The organism is Burkholderia sp. Ac-20379 (assembly GCF_017104645.1).
Lineage (GTDB): Bacteria > Pseudomonadota > Gammaproteobacteria > Burkholderiales > Burkholderiaceae > Burkholderia.
Genome location: NZ_JAAGPF010000024.1, coordinates 15,105 through 31,558, shown reverse-complemented (window position 1 = coordinate 31,558; position 16,454 = coordinate 15,105). Strand labels below are relative to the sequence as shown.

Below are 16,454 nucleotides of genomic sequence, written 5' to 3'. Positions count from 1 at the left end.
GGCGCTGAAATTGCAGGCATTGGCTCCCGAAAAACCTCACCTCAAGCCTGTGCAGGCGCCCAAGCCCCCTTAAAACGGTATTTTTTCCCGTAAAAGCTCACGTCACCTGGCCGGCAGCTCCCGAGAAACCTCACCTATGCCCAATAAATGGGCAAATCGAGGCCGGAAATCGCCGTCGGCCAGCCCCCCGCAAAGCCTCACCTATGGGTTTACGCCACAGAAACGCGCGATTCAGGCACCATGCGGGATCGCCAGGGAACGGCCTCCCGAAAAGCTTCACCTTTGGTATCAGGCCAAAAATGCTGTGCTCCTGAATCCGCTCACGATCTTTCCCGCAAGCACTCACGCTCGCCCCCGAACTCCATCACTTCGCGTCCCGGAAAGGATCACCATGCATCCCGTAAAGCTTCACCTGATCGCCCGGAATCCCTTTACCAGCAAGGCTGTGCGGTGGCGTTAACGTTTTTAACAAGGGTTTCAAGGGTGTTTACTTCTATTACTCTCTACTAGCGCCCCGCGAGTTCTCTGAAACATTCCCTCTTTCCCACCTTCGCTGTGTGAAACATCCCCAAATATTTTGAGAACACAGCTTAGGTCTATAAAAACAACGGCTTAGCCTCGATTCTTCGATTTGTTTCACGGATTTGCATGAGACCGACAGGTTCACAGCGTCTGTGGAGCACCTCAAACGGCGCTGTGCAGTCACGCTGTGGTATTTACAGCGAATTAGTATCAATCGATACGTGTTTCGTTATGATTGCTACGTTCAAAGCTTCTGCACCGCTTCCACGATGACCCTCGACGACATTCGCCAATCGATTCGCGACGAACTCGACACCATGCGCACCGGCGGCGCTCGCCGCCAAGATCTCTCCCTGCATGCCTGCAAGCGCCTCTTTTTCGATCTGGGCATTCGGCCATCGGCCGCCAATGTTCGCGACCTGACCCAAACAGGCAGCGCCAGCGACATTCCGAAAGACATCGATTTTTTCTGGGAAAGGATCCGGTCAGCATCGAAAGTGCGGCTCGAGGGCAGCGCATTGCCGAAATCGCTGGAGGGCAAAGCCGGAGAACTGCTCGGCGCACTATACGAAGCGGCGTTGAGCGAGGCACGAACGGCGCTCGACGAAGAACGGCTGGCGGCCAACAACGAAATTGCGGCTGCCGCGCAGCAGGTACGCGACGCGCAAATCCGTCACGAAACACTCGAAGCGGCGCTGGCGCGCAGCGAGAACCGTGCGGAACAACTGCAGATGAAACTCACCGAAGCCGAAATCGATCGCGCCACCGCGTCGACGCACGGCGCCGCGCATCAAGATTCGTTGCAAGCGCTGACCCAGCGGCTCGAGAGCGAAAACGAATTGCTGAACCGGCGTTTCGAAGCCGAGCAGCAACACAATGCGTCATTGAGAGAAAGAATCGACGCTTTGCACGTCGAATCGCGCCAAAGCACCGAACATTACGCGCAGCAGATCAAGGACGCAGTGGCTGAAGCCGAGCGCCGCGTCAAGCCGATGCTGGTCGAGCTCGATTCGCTGCGGAGCATGGCCGGCACGTATCAGGCGGGATTGCGCGATGTGAATCGCAAGGAATTCGAATTCCTGCAGCAGTTGAGCGCGGCAAAGGCGCGGGCGGATCGGCTCGACGAACAACTGCGCAGCCAGGGCGACGAGTTGAGCGCGGCTACGCGAGAAATCGAAACGTTGCGGGCGGCACAGGGCGTACCGTCCGAAATCGCGGTGCTGTTGCAGCGCCTGGCCGATGCCGGCCAGCTCGATACGACGGCGTATGCCGCGATCGGCGCCTCGCTCGACGCGCATGTCCGCGTGCCGGGGCACTGCCCGAAGTGCGAAGAAGGCGAACCGGAACTGTCGAGCACATCGGACGGCTTCGAATTACTGTGCCCCGAGTGCGACCACACGTCGGGCGACTGTGCTTCGCGCTTCGAAGCCGTCGCACAGTTCAAACGACGGGCTGGCCGAGACGCGCCGTAACGCGAAAGGTGAGGGAAAACGGGAGCTGAACGGTGAGTTTTTGCAGGATCTGACCGTTCACGGCTTCAGGCCAGACGCAGGCTCTCGGCCGAAGGCTCCTCCAATTCGCCTGCGCTGTTCGGCGTTTTTTCGAGATTTTCTCGCCAAGTTCGCCACGCGCGATGAAGGCGATTCGCCGACACAGGCTGCATGAAGCCGAGCCAATGGCCGACGCGTTCCGGCTCGACGCCGTTTTCGAAGAGCTCGGCCGCGAACGTGTTGCGCAGCGTTTGCGGGCTGGCGCGTTCGACGCGCGACGTGGCGATGTCGGCGGCTTCGATGATCGCGTCCACGGCGCGCAACATCGTGGCCTTGTGCATCGGCCCGCCGGCGAGCGACGACGGAAACACCAGTTCGCCGGGAATATCGCACCGGCGGCGTTCGGCCAGCCAGGCGTCGAACAGCGCGATCGCGAACGAGGACAGATGCGTTTCCCGCTCGAAATCGGGATGCGCCGACGGAATCCGCACCGTGGGTTCGCCCGTACGAATGCAACTAATCGTAATTGCGCGCGCTTCGCCGGTTTTCAGTCCGCCGCCCAGAAAGGCCGCAATCAGCGCCCGGTCGCGGCGCTCTTTCCATTGCGACATGCCGGCCGACGGCAACGGCGAAAACAGATAGGCGAGCAGGGCCGCGCGTTCGGACGGCAGCAGGAAACTGGTGGGTTCGTTGTCGCGTGCGCGGCGCCAGGTGGCTTCGCCATCCTGAGCGATGAAGCGCGCCGGGTTGGTCGAACCGAATTCGTTGCGCCGCACGTGATCGAGCACGCGCTCGATCAGCCGTAAATAACGGACCCGTTGCGTTTTCTTGATCGGCAACTCGCCGACGAAATGAGCGATTGCCTGCGTATCGACGGTGGCCAGCGTTTGCTGCCGCTCGCCGAGCCAGGTCAGGAATGCACCCCATTGCGCGCGATAGACATCGGCCGACGAGCGCCGGAAATCCTGCGTGGCCAGCCAGGCGTCGAACGACGCATCCGGTTGGGCGACCCAGTCCGCCTCGCTGCCGTCGAACAGATCGCGTTCGGCGCTCGCGTGCGTTCCGGCAGGGGACGATGTTGGGAGAGACATGTTTATAAATCCGTTAGTTGCTAAATGAGCGTAGTGCATCGCGCCGTGAATATCCAGGGGCACTCCGCTCCGGCCGCGCGGCTTCAGCCGCCCCAGATCCGCACGCGCCGCGGGCGCGAGGTCGGCACCGGATCGGCCGGGCCGAGCAGCGGCTGCCGCAACGAGGCCTCGAACGCCGCCACGGCGTAGGACAGCACCGCCGGCAGCGCATTGGATTGCGCGACGTCGATGGGATCGTCGGTTTCGGGGAATTCGAAATCCGCCGGCCGTTCGAACAGACAGCGGATGAAGGGGTCGTGCCGAGCGGCAAAACCGAGATCGGCCAGCGCCTCCGCCTCGATGGCGTGCAGCAGCCGCCAGGTCAGCGGCACTTCCAGCCGGATGTAGCGCGTGGCGATCGCGCGGACGATCATCTCCATATCTTGCGCCGCAGCCTTGAAGCTGAGCGCGGCCAGGTCCTGTTCGGTCATAGCGGCTCCCTCGTGAGCATGTACTGTACAAACATACAGTACATTGCGCAACTGCCGGATACGACAGGAGCGGCGCGGGATTTCAGCGATGGATCACGATCAGCAGGGCTTTGGCCTCGCCGCGGCCGGCGTTGCGGATCGCGTGCGGCGCGTCGGCCGCGTAGCGCGCGGTTTCGCCCGTCTTGAGCCGGCGCGCGTGGCTGCCGGCCTCGATCTCGACCGACCCGGCCAGGACCGTCAGATGCTCGCGCGTGCCGGGCTCGTGGGCGTTGGACACCAGCGCGCCGCCGGCCGGCAGCGTCAGTTCGTACCACTCGAAACGCCCGGCCAGCTCGATCGGGCCCCACACGCGCAACTGATATTGACCATCGTGGCCGGCCAGCGTCGGAATGTCGTGCTGGCCGTCCACGCGGATCGTCTCCGGCGATTTCGGCGGCGCGAACAGTTCGTCGAGGCTGATGCCGAGCGCGTTGGTCAGGCGCCAGGCCACGGCGATGGTCGGGTTGGCCTTGTCGCGCTCGATTTCCGACAGCATCGATTTCGACACGCCGGCTGCGCGCGACAGGTCGTCGAGCGTCAGCTTGCGCTCGTTGCGCAGCCGCTGGATCGTCTCGCCCACGCGCGGCGGCGTGGCGGCGTCGCCGGCCGCAAGCGGCGGCGCACGGCGCGTGCCGGAAGAACTTGCCATTTGAATTCCGTTCGCTTAGAGTCCGTTCGATATCTCGAACTCGTGTTCGAAATACAGGAAAAATACGATAAACCCAACGGGCGACTATAACAGTAGCAGGCCGTGCGGCGGCCGCCACGAGCGGTGGCGCCGCGCGCCACGACCCATTCAGGAGCGAACAGATGCGTGATGCCTTCCTCGCCCACGTGCGCGGGACAATCGATCAGATCCGCGCGGACGGTTTCTACAAGACCGAGCGCGAGATCGCCAGCCCGCAGGCGGCCGACGTGAAGCTGGCCGGCGGCGCCGGTGTGCTGAATTTCTGCGCGAACAACTATCTCGGCCTCGCCAACGATCCGCGCCTGGTGGCGGCCGCGCGCGCGGGCCTCGAGCGCGACGGCTTCGGGATGGCGTCGGTGCGCTTCATCTGCGGCACGCAGACGGTGCACAAGCAACTGGAGGCCGCGTTGTCCGCGTTCCTCGGCACGGAAGACACGATTCTCTATTCGAGTTGCTTCGACGCGAACGGCGGCCTGTTCGAAACGCTGCTCGGCGAGGACGACGCGATCATCAGCGACGAGCTCAATCACGCCAGCATCATCGACGGCGTGCGTCTGTCGAAAGCCAAGCGCTTCCGCTACAAGAACAACGATCTTCAGGATCTCGAAGCGAAGCTGATGGAGGCCGACGCGGCCGGCGCGCGCTTCAAGCTGATCGCGACCGACGGCGTGTTCTCGATGGACGGCATCATCGCCGACCTGAAGGGCGTGTGCGACCTGGCCGACCGCTACGGCGCGCTGGTGATGGTCGACGATTCGCACGCAGTGGGCTTCATCGGCGAACAGGGCCGCGGCACGCCCGAGCATTGCGGCGTGGCCGATCGCGTCGACATCGTCACCGGCACGCTCGGCAAGGCGCTGGGCGGCGCATCGGGCGGCTACGTGTCGGCACGCCGCGAGATCGTCGAGCTGCTGCGCCAGCGCTCGCGCCCGTACCTGTTCTCGAACACGCTCGCGCCGAGCATCGCCGAGGCGTCGCTGGCCGTGCTCGAACTGCTTGCCAGCAGCGAAGGCGCACGGCTGCGCACGCGCGTGCGCGAGAACGGCGCGCATTTCCGTCAGCGCATGAGCGACGCGGGCTTCACGCTGGTGCCGGGCGAACATCCGATCATCCCCGTGATGCTCGGCGACGCGCAGGTGGCCACGCGCATGGCCGATGCGCTGCTGGCCGAAGGCATCTACGTGATCGGCTTCTCGTTCCCGGTGGTGCCGCGCGGCCGCGCCCGGATCCGCACGCAGATGAGCGCGGCGCATTCGCTGGAACAGATCGACCGCGCCGTCGACGCGTTCGTGCGCGTGGGCAAGACGCTCGGCGTGATCTGAGGAGAACGAACCATGAAAGCGCTGGCGAAACTCGAACGCGGCCCGGGCCTGCGGATGACCGACGTGAAGAAGCCCGAGGTCGGCCACAACGACGTGCTGATCAAGATCCGCCGCACGGCGATCTGCGGCACCGACATCCATATCTGGAAGTGGGACGACTGGGCGCAGAAGACGATCCCCGTGCCGATGCACGTGGGCCACGAATACGTGGGCGAGATCGTCGAGATGGGGCAGGAGGTGCGCGGCTTCGAGATCGGCGATCGCGTGTCGGGCGAAGGGCACATCACCTGCGGTTTCTGCCGCAATTGCCGCGCCGGGCGGCGGCATCTGTGCCGCAACACGGTGGGCGTGGGCGTGAACCGCGAAGGCGCGTTCGCCGAATATCTGGCGATTCCGGCGTTCAACGCGTTCAAGATCCCGCCCGAGATTTCCGACGATCTGGCCGCGATCTTCGACCCGTTCGGCAATGCCACGCACACTGCGCTGTCGTTCAACCTGGTGGGCGAGGACGTGCTGATCACGGGCGCGGGGCCGATCGGCATCATGGCCGTGGCGATCGCCAGACACGTGGGCGCGCGCAATGTGGTGATCACCGACGTCAACGATTACCGGCTCGGCCTCGCGCGCAAGATGGGCGCGACGCGCGCCGTGAACGTGTCGCGCGAATCGCTGCGCGACGTGATGCACGACCTGCACATGACGGAAGGCTTCGACGTGGGCCTGGAGATGTCGGGCGTGCCGAGCGCGTTCACGAGCCTGCTCGACGCGATGAATCACGGCGGCAAGGTGGCGCTGCTCGGCATTCCGCCCGCGCAGACGGCGATCGACTGGAACCAGGTGATCTTCAAGGGCCTGGAAATCAAGGGGATCTACGGCCGCGAGATGTTCGAGACCTGGTACAAGATGGTCGCGATGCTGCAAAGCGGGCTCGATCTTTCGCCGATTCTCACGCACCGCTACGCCGTGGACGATTTCGAGACGGCCTTCGCGGCGATGCTGTCGGGCGAGAGCGGCAAGGTGATTCTCGACTGGACGGTGTGATCGGTGCGTAGCAGGCGCCTGCTGGAAAAAATGCCGGTGCATCGATTGCACCGGCATTTTTCATGGCCGCACGGAATTTTGCCGGTCGGTTCAACCGCGCCGCTGGCACGACGTGACGGTCACGACGCGCGGCCCCGCATCCTGCAGTGCGATCGGCAACGCGGTGGGCCGGCACAGCAGCGCGCTGTCGTAGCCGCGCCCCGCGAAGCGGACGATATCGGCGATCTCGAAGCCGAGGCCGCGGTAGAACGCGATCAGATGCGAGGCCGGGTACGGCGTGTCGAGCGCGAGCCGCGCATGGCCGCGCGAGGCGGCCCAGCGCAGCGCGAACGCCACCAGCGCGCGGCCCACGCCGCGCCCCTGCCAGACCGGATCGACGCCGAACTGGCGCAGGCTCGCGACGTCGCAGGATCGGTAGAGATCGTTGCTGGCGGCGGCGTCGCGGTCGTGCAGCGTCATGGTCGCGACGATGTGGCCGCGGCAGATCGCGACGAAGCAGGTGCCCGCCATCGCGCGCTGCCGCGTGGCCGAGGCCGGCTGGTCGACGCACGGGCAGTTCAACCCCATCGCGCCGAGCCGCGCGAACGCGCGATGCAGCAGGTCGGTCAGCGTGTCGTAGCCGTCGCGCGCCGGATCGAACCGCCGCAGCACGATGCGATCGTGCGGCGTCGGCACGTAGCCGGCGGGCCGGGCGGTGGACGGAACGGGGGCGAGGCGGGGCGTCGACATGGCGTTTCCTGAACCGGGATCGATGGTTCGCAGTGTAGGAACGCGCGGGCGCGGCGATCAAGAAAAAATGTCGTAAACGCGGCGGCGGAAAACGCTTCGCCGCCGCGCCTGAACGCCTTACTGGGCGGGGCTTTTCGCGCTGTCTTGCACGTCCGCCGGCAGGCTTTCGAATTCCGCCTCGATCCGCACGCGCACGTCGTCGCCGACGGCCGGGTACCAGGTCGGAATGCCGAACGCCGAGCGGCTGAAGCTGCCGCTCGCCGAGAAGCCGAGCGTGGGCGCCTTGGTCAGCGGGTTGCGGCCGTAGCCGTTGAAGGTGGCGTCGAGCGTGACCGGCTGCGTGGTGCCGCGGATCGTCAGGTTGCCGCTCAGCTTGCCGGTGTGATCGCCAGTGGGCGTCCAGCCCGTGCTCTCGAAGCGGATCGCCGGATAGCGCGCGACGTCGAGCGCGCTGCCGCCCTTCACGATGGCGTCGAGCGCGGCGACGTTGGTGTCGAGGCTGGCGGCGTCGATCGTGGCCGACACCTGGCTCGCGGCCGGGCCGCCCGCGCGCCAGTCGAGCACGGCGCTGGCCTTGTCGAAGCGCATCGTGAAGCGCGAATAGCCGAAGTGCGAGACGTCGAAGCCGACGCTCCAGTGGTGCGGGTCGAGCGTGTAGCGGCCGGGCGGCACGTTCGCCACGTCGGTCGACACGTGATGCGTGAGCACCGCCACCGGCGTGCAGGCCGCCGCCGTCAGCGCCATCGCGCCGGCCAAGATGCCTTTCAGCGCACGCCTGCGCGTGCCGGGTTGCCAAGCCATGCCGTCTCCTTGAAGTGTCCGCGCACCATAGCGCGAGCCGCCTCGCTTGACAAAGGAGAATGATCGTTCTACCTTAGGCGGTATGAACGATACGACACGACGATCCTCAGCGGTTCCTCAAGACGCCGATGCGCAATCGGGCGGCGCGCGCGAGCGGCTGCTCGAGGCGGCCGAGCAACTGGTGTACGCGGGCGGCATTCACGCCACCGGCGTGGACGCCATCGTCAAGCGCTCGGGCGCGGCGCGCAAGAGCTTCTACACGCATTTCGAATCGAAGGAAGCGCTGGTGGCGGCGGCGCTGGCGCGGCGCGACGATCGCTGGATGGCCTGGTTCATCGGCGGCACGCAGCGGCGCGGCGGCACGCCCCGCGCGCAGTTGCTGGCGATGTTCGACGTGCTGCACGAATGGTTCGAGCAGCCGAACTTTCACGGCTGCGCGTTTCTCAACGCGGCCGGCGAGATCGGCGACGTCGAGGATCCGATTCGCGGCGTGGCGCGCTATCACAAGGAACGCCTGCTCGCGTTCGTGCAGGAAACGTGCGAGGCCTACGCGGAAGCGAACGGCGTGGCGGCGAGCGCCGCGCCGCCGCTGGCGCGCCAGTGGCTCGTGCTGATCGACGGCGCGATCGGCGTGGCGCTCGTCAGTGGCGAGGCCGCGGCGTCGCGCGATGCACGGGCGGCCGGCGGCGTGCTGCTCGACGCGTTCGAGGCGCGCGCGGCCGGATGATGTGATGCAGAGGCCTTGCCGCACCGGATACCGGCGGCAAGGCAGGAACAACTGCCGCCGGTCGCGCGGCAGTCTATTGGTAATCCTTACTAAAACGCAGTCCCACGAAACCAGGAGCAAGCGATGTCCGAAGTCAGCGAAGTTCGTCCGCCGGTGCCGCCGTTCACGCGCGAAACCGCCATTCAGAAAGTGCGCGCCGCCGAAGACGGCTGGAACACGCGCGATCCGCAGCGCGTGTCGCTCGCCTATACGCGCGACAGCAAGTGGCGCAACCGCGCCGAATTCGTCACGGGCCGCGAGGCGATCGTCGGCCTGCTCACGCGCAAATGGGCGCGCGAGCTCGACTATCGCCTGATCAAGGAGCTGTGGGCGTTCGACGGCAACCGCATCGCGGTGCGCTTCGCCTACGAATGGCACGACGACGCGGGCAACTGGTTCCGCTCGTATGGCAACGAAAACTGGGAATTCGACGAGAACGGCCTGATGGCGCACCGCCACGCCAGCATCAACGATCTGCCGATCCGCGAACAGGATCGCCTGTTCCACTGGCCGCTCGGCCGCCGCCCCGATGATCACGCGAGCCTGTCCGATCTCGGTTTGTAAGGTGCGAGGGCGTGTTGCCGGCTGCTCACCGGAACGCATTTCAAGGCGACACGTTCAGCGCAACTAACGACTTGCTGGTCGATGCGCGCGCAAGCAATGGCGGTGCGCGTTGCGTGATGATGTACTTCACCTTTCGCGCCGCGCGCACCGTCAACAGTTAGCGATTCTCGGCGGCGCAGCTCACCGTGAATCGCGCGAATGCCCCGTTGCATCGTTTCAAGGTGAGGGAATTCGGGGGCTAGCGGCGCTTGAGGTGAGGCTTTTCGGGAGCGCGCGAGTGGTGCGGGCCGCATGGCGCCGCGCTTCACCGCTCGCTTTCGCACACCGCGAAACCCCATGAAAAAAGGGCGAATCGTTGCAAAACGATTCGCCCTTTTCAGTGCGCGTGAAACATGAAGCGTGAAACGGGATACGCGATACGAAACGCGTCAGCCCATCACGCCAGCAATTGCGCGATCACCGCTTCGCCCACTTCCTGCGTGCTGGCCTTGCCGCCCAGATCGCCCGTGCGCGGGCCGTGCTTGAGCACGTGCTCGATCGCGGCGAGGATCGCGTCGTGCGCCTCGCGTTCGACGCCGGCGCCGTGGCCCAGGAAGTCGATCATCATCGCCGCCGACCAGATCATCGCGATCGGGTTGGCGATGTTGCGGCCCGCGATGTCGGGCGCCGAGCCGTGCACCGGCTCGAACAGCGACGGGAACTTGCGATCCGGGTTCAGGTTGCCCGACGGCGCGATGCCGATCGTGCCCGTGCAGGCCGGGCCGAGGTCGGACAGGATGTCGCCGAACAGGTTCGACGCCACCACCACGTCGAAGCGGTCCGGGTTCAGCACGAAGCGCGCGCAGAGGATGTCGATGTGCTGCTTGTCCCACTTGATCTCGGGATAGCGCTCCGCCATTTCGGCGGCGCGCGCATCCCACCACGGCATGCTGATCGCGATGCCGTTGCTCTTGGTCGCCACCGTCAGCTGCTTGGCGCGCGTTTGCGCCAGCTCGAACGCGAACTTCAGCACGCGCTCGGTGCCGGTGCGCGTGAACACGGCCTGCTGCGAGACGAATTCGCGATCCGTGCCCTCGAACATCGTGCCGCCCACCGACGAATATTCGCCTTCGGTGTTCTCGCGCACGATCATGAAATCGATGTCGCCGGGCTTGCGGTTCGCGAGCGGGCTCGGCACGCCATCGAACAGGCGCGCCGGGCGCAGGTTGATGTACTGGTCGAATTCGCGGCGGAACTTCAGCAGCGAGCCCCACAGCGAGATGTGATCGGGCACCGTGTCGGGCCAGCCCACCGCGCCGAACAGCAGCGCATCCATGCCCGACAACTGGGCCTTCCAGTCGTCCGGCATCATCTGGCCGTGCTGTGCGTAGTAATCGCAGCTCGCCCAATCGATATGGGTGGCCTCGAAACGGATGCCGAACCGCTGAGTAACCGCATCCAGCGCGCGGATGCCTTCCGGCATGACTTCGCGGCCAATGCCGTCGCCCGGGATCACCGCAATCTTGTAGACCTTCTCGCTCATCGCCAGCGCCTCCTGTCCTGATCGTTCGCAGCCCGGTGCAATCGGGCGAAAAAGTGCGCGACAACTGGCTGCGCCGCGCACCGCATGCCTGCATTCTATTGATTCCGTTAGGGATTAGAATCGAGTTCCGGTTAAACGACTTTACACACTTCGTGAACAATCCCGTGACCAAGGCGCCCAATCTCGACGACCTGCGCGTGTTCAGCGTGGTCGTGCGCGTCGCGAGCTTCAGCGCGGCGGCCGAGCAACTGGGCGTCTCGCCCGCTTATGTCAGCAAGCGCATCGCACTGCTCGAAACCCAGCTCGGCACGCGGCTGCTGCACCGCTCCACGCGGCGCGTGGCCGTGACCGATTCGGGCGAGCGCGTGGTGGCCTGGGCCGAGAAGATTCTCGACGATGTCGATCACCTGGTCGAGGACGTTTCCATCACGCGCACGGTGCCGCGCGGCACGCTGCGCATGTCGAGCAGCTTCGGCTTCGGGCGGCACGTGCTCGCGCCGGCGCTGCTCGATTTCAGCGAACGCTATCCGCAGATCAACGTGCGGCTCGATCTGTTCGACCGGCTCGTGGACGTGGCCGCCGAGCGTTTCGATCTCGACGTGCGGATCGGCGACGAGATCGCGGAACACCTGATCGCGAAACGGCTCGCGTCGAATTACCGCGTGCTGTGCGCGTCGCCCGATTACCTCGCGCGCCATGGCGCGCCGCGCCAGATCGCCGATCTCGGTGCGCATCAGTGCCTCGCGATCAAGGAGCGCGATCACCCGTTCGGCGTGTGGCGGCTCACGCAGCGCGGTGAAACCAGTTCGGTGAAGGTGGGCGGCGCGCTGTCGACCAATCACGGCGAGGTGGCCGTGCAATGGGCGCTGGCCGGGCGCGGCATCGTGCTGCGCTCGATCTGGGAAGCGGGGCCGCTGCTCGACAGCGGCGCGCTGAAGCGCGTGTTGCCGGACGTCACGCAGCCGGCCAATGTGTGGGCCGTGTATCCGGCGCGGCTGGCGACGTCGGCGAAGGTGCGCGTGTGCGTGGATTTCCTGACGGAAGCGTTCGCGAGCTGGAGTGCGGAGGCCTGACCCGACACGCAAGCGGTGATGAACGGCTTGGCAAACGCGTCACCCTCGCACACCGATTCATGCGTAACGGTGAGGTTTTTCGGGAGCTGTGTGGCATGGCCGTCGCGGCGTGCGTCGCCGTGAACGTGCGCACTCACCGCAACGCATCGCGATCCACCGGTGCGACCCGCCATCCTGGCTGAAAAGCCCTTCTGGCAAGCGTGCAACGCACATCGCCGCACAGTGCGCCGGCGATGCGTGCCGGGAAAACGGTGAGCGCACTCACCGTTGCGCGCGCACGCAAATCGCCGCACAGGCGCGAAAGGTGAGGTTTTTCGGGATCGGGGAAAACTGTGCCGTCAGGCGCTCGGATGGCTCGTGTCGTGCGCCTGCTGCAGGCGTTCGCGGCTCTTGCTCAGGTGCACGCGCATGGCCGCGCGCGCATCGTCCGGGTCCTGCCGTTCGATCGCGTGATAGATCCAGCGGTGCTCGTCGAGCACGCTGCGCAGCCGGTCGATCTGATCGAGTTCGGCGATTTCCGCGCTGCCGAGCCGCGTGCGCGGGCTGACCGAACGGCCGAGCTGGCTCAGCACGTCGACGAAATAGCGGTTGCCGCTCGCCTGCGCGATATGCAGATGGAATTCGATGTCGTGCGCGAGCGTGTCGGTGCTGCCGCGTTCGAGCTCGGCCTCGAAGCGTTCGAGCGCGAGCTGCATCTGCCGCAGGTTCTGATCGGTGCGCCGCTTCGCGGCCAATGCCGCCGACGCCGCCTCCACGTCCATCCGGAATTCGATCACCGCCATCGCGTCGAGCATGTTCGACAGGTCGGCGGTGGGCAGCCGCATCGGCGCGTCGTTCTGCGGCGCGAGCACGAAGGTGCCCACGCCGTGCCGCGTCTCGACGATGCGCGCGGCCTGCAGCCGCGAGATCGCCTCGCGGATCACCGAGCGGCTCACCGAGAGCTGTTTCATCATCGCGACCTCGGTCGGCAGCCGGTCGCCCGGCCGCAACGCGCCGCGGCGGATTTCTTCGGACAGGGAGGCGACGACCTTCTCGGACAGGCTGCTCATGGATGGATGCGGGCGGAAGCGGTGCTGAAACGGGTTGGGGAAAACGGGACGGATCGCTGTGTCGTCGGATGTCCCGGATCCCGGCATCATAGCCGCAAACCCCCGCAATGAGGCCGTTGCGAGCCGATTCGACGGCAGATATGGGGAAATCACGGACAGATCGCCGCCGTTGGAGCCAGCGATGCACCGCCCGATCTCGTCGGACAACCATGGCGCGCCGTTGTCAGACGAGATCGGGCAATATGGCGAAAATTTCATGTTGTCTGATGTCCTAGCAGGGCGCTCGGCGGCCGTTCGTCAACGCGCTGAAAGCGTCCTGTGATACGCTTTGGCACTGAATAGAACGACTTCAGGGTTAACGCGGCTAACGAGCGGATAGGTTGTCCGACTACAATGTTGTCAGACGACGTATCACAGCAAATCGCCAGCGTGCGACGAACGGTGTTGCGTCCTGTCGTTCAGGCCGGTTTCGGCCGATTCAGGAGACATCGTTGACAGCAGCTCTCGGTACGGCAGCGGCCCCGCTCGATTCGGCGGTCGCAAAGGTGATGCGGCATGTGATGCCGCTGTTTCTGATCATGTTCATCGCGAACTACATCGATCGCGTGAACATCGGCTTCGTCAATTCGCACATGCATGCCGATCTCGGCATCGGCGCCGCGGCCTACGGGTTCGGCAGCGGATTGTTCTTCGTCGGCTACGCGCTGTTCGAGGTGCCGTCGAACCTGCTGATGCAGAAGTTCGGCGCGCGCGCCTGGCTCACGCGGATCATGGGCACCTGGGGCGTCGTCGCGGGCGCGATGGCCTTCGTGCAGAACGAACAATCGTTCTACGTGCTGCGCTTCCTGCTCGGCGTGGCCGAGGCCGGGTTCTTCCCGGGCGTGGTGTACTACTTCACGCAGTGGCTGCCGCAGGCGTCGCGCGGCAAGGCCGTAGCGATCTTCCTCGGCGGCTCGGCGTTCGCGTCGGTGCTGTCCGGGCCGATCACGGGCAGCCTGCTGTCGATCACCGGCCTCGGGCTGAAGGGCTGGCAGTGGATGTTCCTGATCGAGGGCGGCTTTTCGATCCTGCTGTGCGGCGTGAGCTGGATGCTGCTGAAGTCGCGCATCGACGACGCGCACTGGCTGACAGGCGAGGAAAAGCAGGTGCTGCGCACCACCATCGCAGCCGAACAGGCGGCGCGCGACGCACGCGGCAACGCGCACGTGCCCACCATGAAGCTGCTGCGCGATCCGCAGATCCTGCTGTTCTGCTTCCTGTATTTCGCGATCCAGCTGACGATCTACGCGGCCACGTTCTGGCTGCCGACCATCATCCGCAAGATCGGCGGGCTGTCCGATTTCCAGGTCGGGCTGCTCAATGCGATTCCGTGGCTGATCGCGATGGTGGCGATGTACGGCTTCGCGATGGCATCGGCGCGCTGGCGCCACCAGCGCGCGTGGATGGCCACGGCGCTCGTGATCGCGGCGTGCGGGCTGTTCGCGTCGACCACCAGCGATCCGACGCTGTCGTTCGTGGCGATCTGCTTCGCGGCGATCGGTTTCAAGGCGGCCTCGTCGCTGTTCTGGCCGATTCCGCAGGGGTATCTCGACGCCCGCGTGGCGGCCGGCGTGATCGCGCTGATCAACTCGCTCGGCAACCTCGGCGGCTTCTTCGCGCCGGCCGCGTTCGGGTATCTGCAGCAGCACACCGGCTCGATCAAGGGCGGGCTGTACGGGCTGGCGGTCGCCTCGCTGATCGCGGCGGTGGCGGGCTTCTTCGCCCGCAGCCGGCCGGCCGATTCGACGCAGGGCGGCGGCACGCTGCAAGGCCGCTCGCAGTAACGCCCGGCGCATGAATGAGTGGCGGCGCGCAACCTGCGCCGCCGATTTTCGAACCGTTTTTCCAGCGCCGATGCCGGCGCCTTTTTCAGGTAACGCACCATGTCATCGAATTCCGTCCAAGCGAACGCCACCCCTGTCGTGACCGAGCTGCGCGTCGTGCCGGTAGCCGGCCGCGACAGCATGCTGATGAACCTGAGCGGCGCGCACGGCCCGTTCTTCACCCGCAACATCGTGATCCTGCGCGACAGCAGCGGCCACACCGGCATCGGCGAAGTGCCGGGCGGCGAATCGATCCGCAAGACCATCGACGATGCGCGCCAGATCGTCGTCGGCCAATCGATCGGCAACCTGCAGGCGGTGCTGAACCGCGTGCGCTCGGCGTTCGCCGACCGCGACGCCGGCGGCCGCGGCCTCCAGACGTTCGATCTGCGCACCACGATCCACGCCGTCACCGCGCTCGAAGCCGCGCTGCTCGACCTGCTCGGCCAGCACCTGAACGTGCCCGTGGCGGCCCTGCTCGGCGAAGGCCAGCAGCGCGACGAAGTGGAAATGCTCGGCTACCTGTTCTACATCGGCGACCGCAACAAGACCGACCTGCCGTACGCGAACGGCGCCGACGGCCGCGACGACTGGGAGCGCCTGCGCACCGAGGAAGCGATGACGCCGGAAGCCGTGGTGCGCCTGGCCGAAGCCGCGCAGGCCCGTTACGGTTTCAACGACTTCAAGCTCAAGGGCGGCGTGCTGTCCGGCGACGAGGAAATCGAAGCCGCGAAGGCGCTGGCCGAACGCTTCCCGGACGCGCGCGTGACGCTCGATCCGAACGGCGCGTGGTCGCTGGCCGAAGCCGTGCGCCTGTGCCGCGACCTGCACGGCGTGCTGGCCTACGCGGAAGATCCGTGCGGCGCGGAAAACGGCTACTCGGGCCGCGAGGTGATGGCCGAGTTCCGCCGCGCCACCGGCCTGCCGACGGCCACCAACATGATCGCGACGGATTGGCGCCAGATGGGCCACGCGATCCAGTTGCAATCGGTCGACATCCCGCTGGCCGATCCGCACTTCTGGACGATGCAGGGCTCGGTGCGCGTCGCGCAGATGTGCAACGACTGGGGCCTGACCTGGGGTTCGCACTCGAACAACCACTTCGACGTGTCGCTGGCGATGTTCACGCACGTGGCCGCCGCCGCGCCGGGCAAGATCACGGCGATCGACACGCACTGGATCTGGCAGGACGGCCAGTTCCTGACGCAGGACCCGCTGCAGATCGTCGGCGGCAAGGTCAAGGTGCCGGCCAAGCCGGGCCTCGGCATCGAGCTGGACATGGATGCGCTCGAACGCGCCAACGCGCTGTACGAACAGCACGGCCTGGGCGCGCGCGACGACGGCATCGCCATGCAGTACCTGATCCCCAACTGGAAGTTCGACAACAAGCGTCCGTGCCTGGTGCGCTGAGCGCGCACCCCGTCA

16 protein-coding genes are annotated in these 16,454 nt (G+C 65.8%); 9 read left to right on the top strand and 7 right to left on the bottom strand.

Annotation, left to right across the window (positions count from 1 at the left end):
* The first annotated feature begins 791 nt into the window (after window positions 1-791).
* Window positions 792-1,994 (top strand): DNA-binding protein, encoded by a 1,203-nt coding sequence (locus tag G3N92_RS05380; protein ID WP_206126421.1) that lies wholly within the window; start codon window positions 792-794, stop codon window positions 1,992-1,994.
* 65 nt (window positions 1,995-2,059) lie between these two features.
* Here G3N92_RS05380 and G3N92_RS05375 read toward each other — a convergent pair whose 3' ends face one another.
* The 3 genes from G3N92_RS05375 to G3N92_RS05365 all read right to left on the bottom strand — a co-directional run bounded on the left by G3N92_RS05375 (window position 2,060) and on the right by G3N92_RS05365 (window position 4,261).
* Window positions 2,060-3,103 (bottom strand): tyrosine-type recombinase/integrase, encoded by a 1,044-nt coding sequence (locus G3N92_RS05375; protein WP_206126420.1) that lies wholly within the window; start codon window positions 3,101-3,103, stop codon window positions 2,060-2,062.
* A gap of 83 nt (window positions 3,104-3,186) precedes the next feature.
* On the bottom strand, window positions 3,187-3,573 hold the full coding sequence (locus G3N92_RS05370; protein ID WP_206126419.1) for a DUF2471 family protein: 387 nt from the start codon (window positions 3,571-3,573) through the stop codon (window positions 3,187-3,189).
* 82 nt (window positions 3,574-3,655) lie between these two features.
* Window positions 3,656-4,261: an XRE family transcriptional regulator gene (locus G3N92_RS05365; protein WP_206126418.1), complete on the bottom strand. Its 606-nt coding sequence runs from the start codon at window positions 4,259-4,261 to the stop codon at window positions 3,656-3,658.
* Between the two features lie 161 nt (window positions 4,262-4,422).
* Between G3N92_RS05365 and G3N92_RS05360 the strand changes: the two genes are divergently transcribed.
* Together G3N92_RS05360 and tdh are read left to right on the top strand one after the other, a co-directional pair.
* A complete protein-coding gene (locus G3N92_RS05360; protein ID WP_206126417.1) occupies window positions 4,423-5,622 on the top strand; it encodes a glycine C-acetyltransferase in 1,200 nt (399 codons plus the stop codon).
* Between the two features lie 12 nt (window positions 5,623-5,634).
* Complete coding sequence (gene tdh / locus G3N92_RS05355; protein WP_206126416.1) at window positions 5,635-6,663, top strand: L-threonine 3-dehydrogenase; 1,029 nt, start codon at window positions 5,635-5,637, stop codon at window positions 6,661-6,663.
* A gap of 90 nt (window positions 6,664-6,753) precedes the next feature.
* Here the strand turns inward: tdh and G3N92_RS05350 are convergent, their stop codons facing one another.
* Window positions 6,754-7,392 (bottom strand): GNAT family N-acetyltransferase, encoded by a 639-nt coding sequence (locus G3N92_RS05350; RefSeq protein WP_206126415.1) that lies wholly within the window; start codon window positions 7,390-7,392, stop codon window positions 6,754-6,756.
* Window positions 7,393-7,509: 117 nt separating this feature from the next.
* Window positions 7,510-8,136: a YceI family protein gene (locus G3N92_RS05345; protein ID WP_241014602.1), complete on the bottom strand. Its 627-nt coding sequence runs from the start codon at window positions 8,134-8,136 to the stop codon at window positions 7,510-7,512.
* A gap of 139 nt (window positions 8,137-8,275) precedes the next feature.
* Here G3N92_RS05345 and G3N92_RS05340 point away from each other — a divergent pair, with 139 nt between their 5' ends.
* Together G3N92_RS05340 and G3N92_RS05335 are read left to right on the top strand one after the other, a co-directional pair.
* Window positions 8,276-8,920: a TetR/AcrR family transcriptional regulator gene (locus tag G3N92_RS05340; RefSeq protein WP_206126413.1), complete on the top strand. Its 645-nt coding sequence runs from the start codon at window positions 8,276-8,278 to the stop codon at window positions 8,918-8,920.
* 123 nt (window positions 8,921-9,043) lie between these two features.
* The gene (locus tag G3N92_RS05335) at window positions 9,044-9,523 is read left to right on the top strand and encodes a nuclear transport factor 2 family protein (protein ID WP_206126412.1); all 480 of its coding nucleotides are present in this window, start codon (window positions 9,044-9,046) and stop codon (window positions 9,521-9,523) included.
* Window positions 9,524-9,959: 436 nt separating this feature from the next.
* On the opposite strand, the gene G3N92_RS05330 is transcribed toward G3N92_RS05335, so the two are convergent.
* Window positions 9,960-11,045 (bottom strand): tartrate dehydrogenase, encoded by a 1,086-nt coding sequence (locus tag G3N92_RS05330; protein WP_206126411.1) that lies wholly within the window; start codon window positions 11,043-11,045, stop codon window positions 9,960-9,962.
* A 164-nt stretch (window positions 11,046-11,209) separates the two neighbouring features.
* On the opposite strand from G3N92_RS05330, the gene G3N92_RS05325 reads away from it, so the two are divergent.
* Window positions 11,210-12,118 carry a LysR substrate-binding domain-containing protein gene (locus G3N92_RS05325; RefSeq protein ID WP_206126432.1) on the top strand — a complete coding sequence of 303 codons (909 nt, stop codon included), beginning with the start codon at window positions 11,210-11,212 and terminating at the stop codon, window positions 12,116-12,118.
* A 338-nt stretch (window positions 12,119-12,456) separates the two neighbouring features.
* Here G3N92_RS05325 and G3N92_RS05320 read toward each other — a convergent pair whose 3' ends face one another.
* Complete coding sequence (locus tag G3N92_RS05320; protein ID WP_206126410.1) at window positions 12,457-13,167, bottom strand: FadR/GntR family transcriptional regulator; 711 nt, start codon at window positions 13,165-13,167, stop codon at window positions 12,457-12,459.
* A gap of 181 nt (window positions 13,168-13,348) precedes the next feature.
* On the opposite strand from G3N92_RS05320, the gene G3N92_RS05315 reads away from it, so the two are divergent.
* The 3 genes from G3N92_RS05315 to gudD all read left to right on the top strand — a co-directional run bounded on the left by G3N92_RS05315 (window position 13,349) and on the right by gudD (window position 16,439).
* Entirely contained in the window at window positions 13,349-13,489 is a 141-nt protein-coding gene (locus tag G3N92_RS05315; protein ID WP_206126409.1) for a hypothetical protein, read from the top strand.
* Window positions 13,490-13,658: 169 nt separating this feature from the next.
* Window positions 13,659-14,990, top strand: coding sequence for an MFS transporter (locus G3N92_RS05310; protein WP_206126408.1), 1,332 nt, complete (start codon window positions 13,659-13,661; stop codon window positions 14,988-14,990).
* 99 nt (window positions 14,991-15,089) lie between these two features.
* Entirely contained in the window at window positions 15,090-16,439 is a 1,350-nt protein-coding gene (gudD, locus tag G3N92_RS05305) for a glucarate dehydratase (RefSeq protein ID WP_206126407.1), read from the top strand.
* Window positions 16,440-16,454 lie beyond the last annotated feature (15 nt).

Coding starts and splice junctions, on each gene's coding strand:
- G3N92_RS05380 (WP_206126421.1), top strand. CDS start 792: ATGACCCTCGACGACATTCGCCAATCGATTCGCGACGAACTCGACACC.
- G3N92_RS05375 (WP_206126420.1), bottom strand. CDS start 3,103: ATGTCTCTCCCAACATCGTCCCCTGCCGGAACGCACGCGAGCGCCGAA.
- G3N92_RS05370 (WP_206126419.1), bottom strand. CDS start 3,573: ATGACCGAACAGGACCTGGCCGCGCTCAGCTTCAAGGCTGCGGCGCAA.
- G3N92_RS05365 (WP_206126418.1), bottom strand. CDS start 4,261: ATGGCAAGTTCTTCCGGCACGCGCCGTGCGCCGCCGCTTGCGGCCGGC.
- G3N92_RS05360 (WP_206126417.1), top strand. CDS start 4,423: ATGCGTGATGCCTTCCTCGCCCACGTGCGCGGGACAATCGATCAGATC.
- tdh (WP_206126416.1), top strand. CDS start 5,635: ATGAAAGCGCTGGCGAAACTCGAACGCGGCCCGGGCCTGCGGATGACC.
- G3N92_RS05350 (WP_206126415.1), bottom strand. CDS start 7,392: ATGTCGACGCCCCGCCTCGCCCCCGTTCCGTCCACCGCCCGGCCCGCC.
- G3N92_RS05345 (WP_241014602.1), bottom strand. CDS start 8,136: ATGGCGCTGACGGCGGCGGCCTGCACGCCGGTGGCGGTGCTCACGCAT.
- G3N92_RS05340 (WP_206126413.1), top strand. CDS start 8,276: ATGAACGATACGACACGACGATCCTCAGCGGTTCCTCAAGACGCCGAT.
- G3N92_RS05335 (WP_206126412.1), top strand. CDS start 9,044: ATGTCCGAAGTCAGCGAAGTTCGTCCGCCGGTGCCGCCGTTCACGCGC.
- G3N92_RS05330 (WP_206126411.1), bottom strand. CDS start 11,045: ATGAGCGAGAAGGTCTACAAGATTGCGGTGATCCCGGGCGACGGCATT.
- G3N92_RS05320 (WP_206126410.1), bottom strand. CDS start 13,167: ATGAGCAGCCTGTCCGAGAAGGTCGTCGCCTCCCTGTCCGAAGAAATC.
- G3N92_RS05315 (WP_206126409.1), top strand. CDS start 13,349: ATGCACCGCCCGATCTCGTCGGACAACCATGGCGCGCCGTTGTCAGAC.
- gudD (WP_206126407.1), top strand. CDS start 15,090: ATGTCATCGAATTCCGTCCAAGCGAACGCCACCCCTGTCGTGACCGAG.